Here is a 9,907-nt window from a genome sequence, read left to right on the forward strand (position 1 = left end):
GCTCCGGGGGGCTCCCGGAGGGCGCCGGATCCCGGTGCGGCCATGGGTTTTCCGCGATCTGGCGGAGCCGGGCCAAGGGCCGCGCCGGCGGCCTTCGAGGGCCTGGCGGCGATGGCGCACGACCCCCCGTTCGGGTGACGGGGGAGACGCCGTGCGGTGACGCGGCGGACACCCCTCAGCCCCTCCGCTCCGGCACCGCGCCACCGCACGGAGCCGGGGCGGAGTTGGAGCGGAGGCCGGCGGTCAGCGCGAGGTGGCGATGACGACCTCGGAGCCCGCCTCGTCCCCGGCCGTGCGCCAGCCCTCGGCGGCCCGGTCGGCCTCCCAGACCCGCTTCCCGTAGGAGACGCGCTCGATCCCCAGCTCCTGGGAGTGGGCCACGGCCCAGTGCGCCAGCTCCCAGCCGCGGCGGTCGGCGTCCGCCCCGCCGGCGCGCGCCGGGGTGTGGACGGGGACGGAGACCACCGGGCCGGGCGCGCTGCGCCCGGCGCCGCCGCCGTCGATGCCGGGGGCGTCCGGCAGGACGTCCGCGCCGAACTCGCGGACCAGCCGCTCGCGCACCCGGACCGGGTCGCCGGCGGCCGTCTCCCCGGGGGCGGCCTTCGCGGGCACGCAGTTCAGGGCGGCGGCCCGGCGGCCGGTCAGCGCGGCGGCCAGAAGCGCCGCCTTCGGCTCGTGCTTGGCGTAGGCGTCGGGGAAGCCGCTGCGCTGCACCCGCTGGGCGGCGACGGTCAGGGGCAGCCGGGAGTAGCCCGGGATCTCCGCCAGGTGCTCGTAGAACTTCCCGGCCGAGTACACCGGGTCCATGATCTGCTCCGCCGTCCCCCAGCCCTGGGAGGGCCGCTGCTGGAAGAGGCCGACGGAGTCGCGGTCGCCGTAGTCGATGTTGCGCAGCGCCGACTCCTGCATGGCCGTGGCCAGGGCGATGGTGACGGCCCGCTCGGGCAGCCTGCGGGCGGAGGCGACGGCCTGGATGGTCGAGGCGTTGGCGGCCTGCTGCGGTTCGATGACGTACGGCTCGCCGCCGGCCGCGGTCACGGTGCAGCGTGCCGGTCCGGACCCGCCGGGATCGTGGCGCACGAGGAGGTACCCGGCGAGTCCGAGCAGTACGACGCACGCGGCGGCCAGGCGCAGCAGCCTGCCGCGGCGTGGAGTTGAAGCTCGCTCGGACACGCGACAAAGGTACCGGCCCCGCCGTGTCCGGGACCCGGACGTGACGCGGATCCCACGGGCGGGCGCCAGGTAGGGTCGGCCGCATGGAGAGTGCCCCCGAAATCCCGGGAACCGCCCCCGGGGAGAGCCCGGATCCGGCCCTGGACCTGACCCTGGACGGGGCGTCGCTGACCGCGCGCCTGGTCGACATCCCCTCGGTCAGCGGAGACGAGAAACCGCTCGCGGACGCGATCGAGACCGCGCTGCGCGCCCTGCCGCACCTGCGCGTGGACCGGTACGGCAACAACGTCGTCGCACGCACCGCACTCGGCCGGGCCGAACGGGTCGTCCTGGCCGGGCACATCGACACCGTGCCGATCGCGGGCAACGTGCCCTCGCGGCTGGAGGACGGCGTGCTGTGGGGCTGCGGCACCTCCGACATGAAGGCCGGGGTCGCCGTCCAGCTCAGGATCGCCGCCACCGTGCCCGAGCCCAACCGCGACCTGACCTTCGTCTTCTACGACAACGAGGAGGTCGCCGCCCACCTCAACGGCCTCGGCCACCTGGCGAGCGCCCACCCCGACTGGCTGGCCGGGGACTTCGCGGTGCTGCTGGAGCCCTCCGAGGGGCAGGTCGAGGGCGGCTGCCAGGGCACGCTGCGGGTCGGGCTGCGGATGACCGGGCAACGCGCCCACTCGGCGCGGAGCTGGAAGGGCGTCAACGCCGTCCACGCCGCCGCGCCGGTCCTGGCCCGGCTGGCCGCGTACGAGCCCAGGCGGCCGGTGGTCGACGGGCTGGAGTTCCGCGAGGGCCTCAACGCCGTGGGGATCACCGGCGGCGTCGCGGGCAACGTCATCCCCGACGAGTGCACCGTGACCGTCAACTACCGCTACGCGCCCGACCTCACCGAACAGGAGGCGCTCGCCCACGTGCGGGAGGTGTTCGCCGGCTGCGGTGTGGCGGAGTTCGAGGTGGAGGACAGCTCCGGCCCGGCACGGCCCGGTCTGACGCACCCCGCCGCGGCGGCCTTCGTCGAGGCGGTCGGCGGCGAGGTGCGGCCGAAGTACGGCTGGACCGACGTCTCCCGGTTCAGCGCGCTGGGTGTGCCCGCCGTCAACTACGGCCCCGGGGACCCGAATCTGGCGCACAAGCGCGACGAGAGGGTGGAGACGGCGCTGATCGGCCACTGCGAGGAACGGCTGCGCGCCTGGCTTACCGCCTGAACCGCTGGGTATCGGCTGATGTCGCGGGGCCCGCACCGCCGGTGCGGGCCCCGCGACATCAGCCGGCCGCCGGTACGTCCGGGGAAGTTCCGCTCCGTGGAAGTTCCGCTCCGTGTGATCCGGACCTGCGTACCCTGGCGGCCTGTACGTCGGCGTCGACAAGGGAGTACGGCATGGCCAGTGCGGAGGAGTTCGAGCAGGGGGACGCACCGCGGGAGCAGCGCCTCGGACCGGTGCTGCGCCGCCACGGCCAGGTGCAGCACAGCACCACCGACCAGCGTCTGCTGGACACCGCCGGACCCTCGGACTGGCTGCACCAGGACCCGTGGCGGGTCATGCGCATCCAGTCGGAGTTCGTCGAGGGCTTCGGCACCCTGACCGAGATCGGCCCCGCCATCAGCGTCTTCGGCTCGGCGCGCACACCCGAGGGCTCGCCCGAGTACGAGGCCGGGGTGCGGATCGGGCGGGCGCTGGTGGAGGCCGGCTTCGCGGTGATCACCGGCGGCGGCCCGGGTGCGATGGAGGCGGCCAACAAGGGCGCCAGGGAGGCGGGCGGCACCTCGGTCGGCCTGGGCATCGAGCTGCCCTTCGAGCAGGGGATGAACCGTTATGTCGACATCGGCGTCAACTTCCGCTACTTCTTCGTGCGCAAGACGATGTTCGTGAAGTACGCCAGCGGTTTCGTCGTCCTGCCGGGCGGCATGGGCACGATGGACGAGCTGTTCGAGGCGATCACCCTGGTCCAGACGCGGAAGGTGACCCGCTTCCCGATCGTGCTGTTCGGCACGGACTACTGGCGGGGACTGGTGGACTGGCTGCGCGCCACCGTCGTGCCCAGCGGGAAGATCGGCGCGCAGGACATGGAGCTCTTCCACCTCACCGACGACGTGGACGAGGCGATCGCCCTGGTCACCAAGGAGACCTCCGGCAAGGGGGCGTCGGGGGAGGGTTTCCGGCCGGAGGACCCGGACTGACCGGTCCGGCGCGCCCCGGCCGGGCCGGAGGAAGGGCTCAGGCCAGGCCCCGGCGGGCCACGGCCGGCGGGCGCAGACCCGCGATGGAGGCCACCATGTCGAGCACCTGGCGGGTCTCGGCCACCTCGTGGACGCGGTAGACCCGCGCGCCCAGCCAGGCGGAGACCGCGGTCGTGGCCAGGGTTCCGGTCAGCCGCTCCTTGACGGGCCGGTCCAGGGTCTCCCCGACGAAGTCCTTGTTGGACAGCGACACCAGCACCGGCCACCCGGTGGCCACCATCTCCTCCAGCCGCCGGGTGACCTCCAGCGAGTGGCGGGTGTTCTTGCCGAAGTCGTGGCCGGGGTCGATCAGCACCGCGTCCCGCCGCACCCCGGCCGCGACCGCGCGCTCGGCGAGCGCGACCGTGCGGCGCAGCACGTCGGCCATGACGTCGTCGTACGCCACCCGGTGCGGGCGGGTGCGCGGCGCGGCGCCGCCGGTGTGGGTGCACACCAGTCCGGCGCCGTACCGCGCCGCCACCTCGGCCAGCTTCGGATCCACGCCGCCCCAGGCGTCGTTGAGCAGGTCCGCGCCCGCCTCGCAGACTGCCTCGCCCACCTCGTGCCGCCAGGTGTCCACGCTGATCACCACGTCCGGCCAGCGCCGTCGCACCTCGGCGACGAAGCCCGCGGTGCGGCGCACCTCCTCCTCGGCGGAGACCTCCTCGCCGGGGCCGGCCTTCACACCCCCTATGTCGATGATGGCGGCGCCCTCCGCGACAGCCTGCTCGACCCGGTCCAGGGCCGGTCCGTCGCGGAAGGTGGCGCCCCTGTCGTAGAAGGAGTCCGGCGTCCGGTTCACGATGGCCATGACCACCGTCTCGTGCTCGCCGAACTCGCGCCGTCCCAGCCGCAGCATCCGCTGTCCTCTCCTCCCGCGCTCCCCGGCACCGCACAGTGCCCCGCAGCCGACCCTAGCTCTCCCGCCGTGGCACGATCGCAGCAGACCTGTACCTGCCGTTTGGCGTGTCGGACCCGGGGAGATGGCGTGTTCTGGTTTCTGCTGATCGCGTTGGTCGTGGTGGTCGCCGCGGTCGCGCTGGCCGTGGTGGGGGGTGGCGACGGGCCGGGCCGCACCGCGACGGGCGGACTCGCCGACGCCCTGCCGGACCGGACCGAGGCATGGCTGCCGCCCGACCGCCCCCTGAACCGCTCCGACCTGGAGGCGCTGCGGCTGCCGCAGGCCGTACGGGGCTACCGGATGGAGGAGGTGGACGACGTGCTGGACCGGCTCGGCGCCGAACTGGCCGAGCGCGACGCCCGGATCGCCGAACTGGAGGCGTCGCTGGCGGGCACGCAGGCGGCGGCGCTGGGCGGGCCCGGCATGTTCGGCGAGCCCGGCGGCGGCCCCGGGGACCGTCCCGGCACGGCGTTTGGCGGGGAGTCCGGCGCTGTGCCCGGCGAGGAGCCCGGCGGACCGGGGGAGCCGCGGTGACCGCCGGAGGCGGGGCGCTCCCCGGACCGGACGGGCGGCTGCGCTGCCCGTGGGGCCTGTCCACCGAGGACTACACCGCCTACCACGACACCGAGTGGGGCCGCCCGGTGCACGGCGACGACGCGCTGTTCGAGCGGCTGTCCCTGGAGGCGTTCCAGTCCGGGCTGTCCTGGCTGACCATCCTGCGCCGGCGGGAGGGCTTCCGGGCGGCCTTCGCGGGCTTCCGGATCGCGGAGGTGGCGGAGTTCACCGACGCCGACCGGGAACGGCTGCTCGCCGATCCGGGCATCATCCGCAACCGCGCCAAGATCGACGCGACCATCGCCAACGCGAGGGTCGCGGCCGAGTGGGAGCCGGGCGAACTGGACGCCCTGGTGTGGTCCCACGCCCCCGACCCGGCCGGCCGTCCCGCGCCGCGCACGCTCGCCGAGGTGCCCGCGATCACGCCGGAGTCCACGGCGCTGTCCAAGGAGCTGAAGAGGCGCGGCTTCCGCTTCACCGGCCCCACCACGGCCTACGCCCTGATGCAGGCGTGCGGCCTGGTCGACGACCACCTGGCGGACTGCTGCGCCCGCGCCCCGCGCTCCGCCGGCTGAGCCCGCGCCACGCGTCCCGCGCCCGCCGCCCGACGCCCGGCGTCCGACGCCCGGCGCCCTCCGGACGCCGGGCGCCTCCCGACGGGGCGTCAGCGTCCGCGGTAGACGGGCTTCTCCTTGGCGACGAACGCCTCCACCGCGGCCCTGTGGTCCTCCGAGGCGCCGGCCCGGGCCTGGAGTTCGGCCTCCTTCTCCAGCGTCTCGGCCAGTGAGTGCGAGGAGCCGTGGGCGAGGGACTCCTTGAGCGCGGCGTACGCGACCGTCGGCCCCTCGGCGAGCCGCCGGGCCGCTTCCTCGGCCTCGGCCGCCAGCCGGTCGGCCGGGACGACCCGGTTGGCGATGCCCAACTCCAGGGCCTCGGGCGCCTTCACGCTGCGCGGGAAGAGCAGCAGTTCGGCGGCGCGGCCCGGGCCGACCAGGCGCGGCAGGGTCCAGGACACCCCGGAGTCGGCGGTGAGCGCCACCCCGGCGAAGGAGGTGTTGAAGGAGGCGGTGTCGGCGACCACCCGGTAGTCGGCGGCGAAGGCGAACCCCGCCCCGGCGCCGGCCGCGACGCCGTTGACGCCCGCCACCACCGGCTTGGGCATGGAGGCGATCGCCAGGGTGATCGGGTTGTAGTGCTCGCGCACGGTGTCCAGCGCGGCGCCGCCGCTGCGCCGCAGCTCCTCGACGTGCTCCTTGAGGTCCTGCCCGACGCAGAACGCCCGCCCGCTGCCGGTCAGCAGCACCGCGCGCACCGCCGGGTCGCCGGCCGCCTCCCGCAGGGCGTCCCGCAGCGCCTCCTTGAGCGCGGTGTCGAGCGCGTTCATGGCGTCGGGGCGGTTGAGGGTGACGGTCGCCAGCCCTCCGGAAACTTCGTAGACGACGTTGTCTGACATGGGGGCCAGCATGGCAAGGAACGGCGGGGGCCGGTACGGGCCCGCGTGCGAGCCGCGTGTGACCTGCGTCAAACGGCCGCGGTGCCCTCCTGGGGGAGAAAGGGCGCAGTATTGCAGCCTGATCCCCGAATTGGGTGGTTTTGCGCGAGGGTGTTGTGCAAGGGATACGGACCGATGTTGGTCATGAGGTCGTGCGATGCGGGATAATGGCCAAGAAGCAATGTGTTCGACGCCGGCGACACCTGGGTTGCCCGGCTGAGATCAGCTGGTTTCAGGAAGGGGAACGAGCATGGCGGCCATGAAGCCGCGGACGGGCGATGGCCCGCTCGAGGTGACCAAGGAGGGGCGGGGCATCATCATGCGCGTTCCGCTCGAAGGCGGTGGACGACTCGTCGTCGAGCTCACCCCTGACGAGGCGGATGCACTCGGCGAAGCTCTGAAGAAGGCCTGCGGCTGAGGAGCGACAAGACCTCCGGCGCACACCGCCTTCGCACCACCACCGCCGCCCCCGGGAGAGCACGGCCCCCGGGGGCGGCGGTGTGCCGTCGGGCGACCGGTCCGGCGGTCGGCGGTGGCCCGTGGTAGGTGGCCGCGGTCGGCGGTGGCGGTCAGTGGTGGCGCTTGACCGCGCACAGCAGACCGTCGCCCACCGGCAGCAGCGAGGGCAGCAGCGAGGTGCTGTCCCGGACGGTGCGCAGCAGTTCGCGCAGTCTGAGGACCTCCGCGGGCTGGGACGAGGAGTCGACGGTGCGGCCGTCGGCGAAGACGCCCTCGAAGCAGACCAGTCCGCCCGGGCGTAGCAGGCGCAACGATTCGCCCAGGTACTCCAGGCACTCCGTCCGGTCGCCGTCGCAGAAGACCAGGTCGTAACCGCCGTCGGCGAGCCGGGGCAGGACGTCCAGGGCGCGGCCGGGGATGAAGCGGGCGCGGTTGGCCGCGAAGCCCGCGGCGCGGAACGCCTGGCGGGCGATCTGCTGGCACTCCGGCTCGGTGTCCACGGTCGTCAGCACGCCGTCGGGCCGCATGCCGTGCAGCAGGTGGATGCCCGACACCCCCGTGCCGGTGCCGATCTCGGCGACCGCCTTGGCGTCCACGGCCGCGGCCAGCAGCCGCAGCGCGGCGCCCGTGCCGTCCGACACCGCGCGCAGGCCCGCCTCCCGGGCCCGGTCGCGGGCCCAGCGCAGCGCCGCCGAGTGCTCGGAGCGCTCGGCGTGCTGGACGTTCTCCGCGCCGTACGCGTCGGCGAACGCCCAGCTCGTCTGCCGGTTGCCGGTAATTGCCCTCTCCTGTCCCCGTGGTGCCCGCAACCGTGACTGTATCCGCTGGTGCCGGGAACCCGCAGATGGGACCGCGCGTTGGTTGTGTGGAAGCCGTACGGCGAGTGGCGGGGGAACGTACATGGCACTCGGCGGTAAGAGGGCCAAAGAAGCTTATCCGGAGCTAACGGGCGAGGTGGCTATGGTAGGGACTCCACTGGACACCACCAGAGCCGACAGGGGAGGTGCGGCTGCGGCCGGCGACCGGAAAGTGCTCAGGCGCTTCCTCAGGTCCTCCGGCGAGCCGAAATCCGTGAACGACACCGCTGACCACCGCCACGCCGCCGACTCCGTGACCACCGCGACCTTCGCAACCGACGCGGACGCTCCGGCGTGGACGCCTCCCACCTGGGAGGAGATCGTCAGCACCCACAGCGCACGGGTCTACCGCCTCGCCTACCGCCTCACCGGGAACCAGCACGACGCCGAGGACCTGACCCAGGAGGTCTTCGTCCGGGTCTTCCGCTCGCTGTCCACCTACACCCCCGGCACCTTCGAGGGCTGGCTGCACCGCATCACCACGAACCTCTTCCTGGACATGGTGCGGCGCAAGCAGCGCATCCGCTTCGACGCCCTCGGCGACGACGCGGCCGAGCGGCTGCCCAGCCGCGAGCCCTCGCCGCAGCAGCACTTCAACGACACCCACTTCGACGCCGACGTCCAGCAGGCGCTGGACACCCTCGCCCCGGAGTTCCGGGCGGCGGTGGTGCTCTGCGACATCGAGGGGCTGTCCTACGAGGAGATCGCCGCGACGCTCGGCGTGAAGCTCGGCACGGTCCGCAGCCGCATCCACCGCGGCCGCTCCCATCTGCGCAAGGCCCTCAAGCACCGGTCCCCCCGGGCCCGTGGCGGGCAGCGCGCTCTGGCCGGGGCCCTCCCCGGCGCCGTGGGAGGGGAGGGCGGCACCGCGTGAGCGGCACACACGACGGCGTACCCGCCCCGGAGCCGACCCCGGCCGAGCAGCACCTGGGCGACCGGCTGGCGGCCCTGGTGGACGGCGAACTGGGTCACGAGACACGCGAGCGCGTCCTGGCGCACCTGGCGACCTGCCACACCTGCAAGGCGGAGGCCGACGCGCAGCGCAGGCTGAAGAGCGTCTTCGCGGACGCCGCGCCCCCGCCGCCCTCGGAGCGGCTGCTGGCCAGGCTCCAGGGGCTGCCCGGAGGACTGGACGACGACCCCGGACGGGGCCGGGGCGGGCCGCCGGACTCCTCCGCATCCTCGTCCCCCTGGGACTTCGAGTACCTGCCGGCCGACAGCGTGCTCACCTCCGACCGCGGATTCCGCATCCACCGGGTCCATGAGGCGGACCGTTCCTCCTCACGCGGCCGCCGCTTCGCCTTCGCGGCGGCGGGCGCGGTCTCGCTGGCGGCCTTCGCCATCGGCGGCGCGCTCACCTCGGCGGCCACCGGCGGCTCCACGGTCGCCGCGGGCGGGGACGGCGGTACGAGCGCCCGCTCGCCGCGCACGGCGGCCGTCGGGACGGAGCGCGGCGGCGAGCGGAGCGGCGGCAGACCGGGGCAGCGAGCGGGGAAGGGGACGAGCGGCACGCCGAGCGGACCGGCCGTGGCGCCGACGCGGCCGCCCGTGCTGTCGGTGTCACCGCTGGAGGCCGCCTACGCCCCCCGGCCCCACGAGCTGACGGTGGTGCCGGTGATCGAGGTGCTGCCCACCCTGCACCCGCCGCTGATACACCCCACGCAGTACGGGACGCCGCCGGGCGAGGGGCCGCCGGAGCGGCAGGAGCCCGTCAGGCAGCCGCTCATCGCGGCGACCCCCATGGCCGCGGCCCCCTCGGCCACGCCCACCGCCCCGGCGGGCGCCACTCCGGCGCCCACGCTCCCGCCGGGCCGCTGACCGTCTCCGACCGTCTCCGGTGCCGCGCGGACGGGCCGCCCGTACGGCGCGGCCCGTCCGTACCCCTGTACGCCTCCGCGATCCCCTGTGAGCCCCGTTGCCCCGGTGTTCCGCCGGGGCGGTGACGCGTCCCTGCGGTCCCCGCGGGGGAAACCTCGCGGCCCCGGCCGGTCCGGCTTCGCCGACGGGGGCGGAACTGGTTGAATCGTGGGGATGTGGTGCGAGTCCGCACGGAGCGAGACGCGGGCCGATGCTGGGGAGAACATGGACGAGGGGAAGGCCGCCGGGCAGCGGCCGACGTGGTGGAGCCGTCCGCGTGGGGTCTCGGCCCCGCGTCCGGTGGCCGGAGGCGCCCGTACGCCCCAGGGCTCGCCGGTCCCGCTGCACGGGGAGGATCCGTACGGCACCCCGCCCTACGGCGGTCCCGGCCCCTGGGC

At 74.6% G+C, this 9,907-nt stretch carries 11 protein-coding genes; 7 read left to right on the plus strand and 4 right to left on the minus strand.

Translation table 11 applies throughout. The annotated features are described in order from the left end of the window. Positions 1-243: 243 nt before the first annotated feature. The gene (locus tag L7D48_RS20490; protein WP_237881159.1) at positions 244-1,173 is read right to left on the minus strand and encodes a heavy metal transporter; all 930 of its coding nucleotides are present in this window, start codon (positions 1,171-1,173) and stop codon (positions 244-246) included. An 83-nt stretch (positions 1,174-1,256) separates the two neighbouring features. Here L7D48_RS20490 and dapE point away from each other — a divergent pair, with 83 nt between their 5' ends. Further along, complete coding sequence (gene dapE / locus L7D48_RS20495; protein ID WP_237881161.1) at positions 1,257-2,375, plus strand: succinyl-diaminopimelate desuccinylase; 1,119 nt, start codon at positions 1,257-1,259, stop codon at positions 2,373-2,375. 173 nt (positions 2,376-2,548) lie between these two features. Beyond that, a complete protein-coding gene (locus L7D48_RS20500; protein ID WP_237881163.1) occupies positions 2,549-3,349 on the plus strand; it encodes a TIGR00730 family Rossman fold protein in 801 nt (266 codons plus the stop codon). Between the two features lie 37 nt (positions 3,350-3,386). On the opposite strand, the gene folP is transcribed toward L7D48_RS20500, so the two are convergent. Next, the gene (gene folP, locus L7D48_RS20505; protein ID WP_206348618.1) at positions 3,387-4,247 is read right to left on the minus strand and encodes a dihydropteroate synthase; all 861 of its coding nucleotides are present in this window, start codon (positions 4,245-4,247) and stop codon (positions 3,387-3,389) included. 129 nt (positions 4,248-4,376) lie between these two features. Here folP and L7D48_RS20510 point away from each other — a divergent pair, with 129 nt between their 5' ends. Beyond that, positions 4,377-4,823, plus strand: a complete 447-nt coding sequence (locus tag L7D48_RS20510) for a DivIVA domain-containing protein (RefSeq protein ID WP_237881165.1) — start codon at positions 4,377-4,379, stop codon at positions 4,821-4,823. After that, a complete protein-coding gene (locus tag L7D48_RS20515; RefSeq protein WP_308312322.1) occupies positions 4,820-5,419 on the plus strand; it encodes a DNA-3-methyladenine glycosylase I in 600 nt (199 codons plus the stop codon). Before L7D48_RS20510 ends, L7D48_RS20515 begins: the two co-directional genes overlap by 4 nt. An 89-nt stretch (positions 5,420-5,508) precedes the next feature. On the opposite strand, the gene L7D48_RS20520 is transcribed toward L7D48_RS20515, so the two are convergent. After that, complete coding sequence (locus tag L7D48_RS20520) at positions 5,509-6,297, minus strand: enoyl-CoA hydratase/isomerase family protein (RefSeq protein ID WP_237881168.1); 789 nt, start codon at positions 6,295-6,297, stop codon at positions 5,509-5,511. Positions 6,298-6,586: 289 nt separating this feature from the next. Between L7D48_RS20520 and L7D48_RS20525 the strand changes: the two genes are divergently transcribed. Continuing rightward, positions 6,587-6,754, plus strand: coding sequence for a DUF3117 domain-containing protein (locus tag L7D48_RS20525; RefSeq protein WP_014137929.1), 168 nt, complete (start codon positions 6,587-6,589; stop codon positions 6,752-6,754). A 151-nt stretch (positions 6,755-6,905) separates the two neighbouring features. Here the strand turns inward: L7D48_RS20525 and L7D48_RS20530 are convergent, their stop codons facing one another. Then, on the minus strand, positions 6,906-7,604 hold the full coding sequence (locus L7D48_RS20530; protein ID WP_237881169.1) for an O-methyltransferase: 699 nt from the start codon (positions 7,602-7,604) through the stop codon (positions 6,906-6,908). Between the two features lie 151 nt (positions 7,605-7,755). On the opposite strand from L7D48_RS20530, the gene sigE reads away from it, so the two are divergent. Next, positions 7,756-8,526: an RNA polymerase sigma factor SigE gene (gene sigE, locus L7D48_RS20535; RefSeq protein ID WP_237881172.1), complete on the plus strand. Its 771-nt coding sequence runs from the start codon at positions 7,756-7,758 to the stop codon at positions 8,524-8,526. Next, positions 8,523-9,470, plus strand: coding sequence for an anti-sigma factor (locus L7D48_RS20540; protein ID WP_237881174.1), 948 nt, complete (start codon positions 8,523-8,525; stop codon positions 9,468-9,470). Before sigE ends, L7D48_RS20540 begins: the two co-directional genes overlap by 4 nt. Positions 9,471-9,907: the final 437 nt, after the last annotated feature.

Origin of the sequence: Streptomyces sp. ICN903 (assembly GCF_022015835.1) — a bacterium.
GTDB lineage: Bacteria > Actinomycetota > Actinomycetes > Streptomycetales > Streptomycetaceae > Streptomyces > Streptomyces fenghuangensis.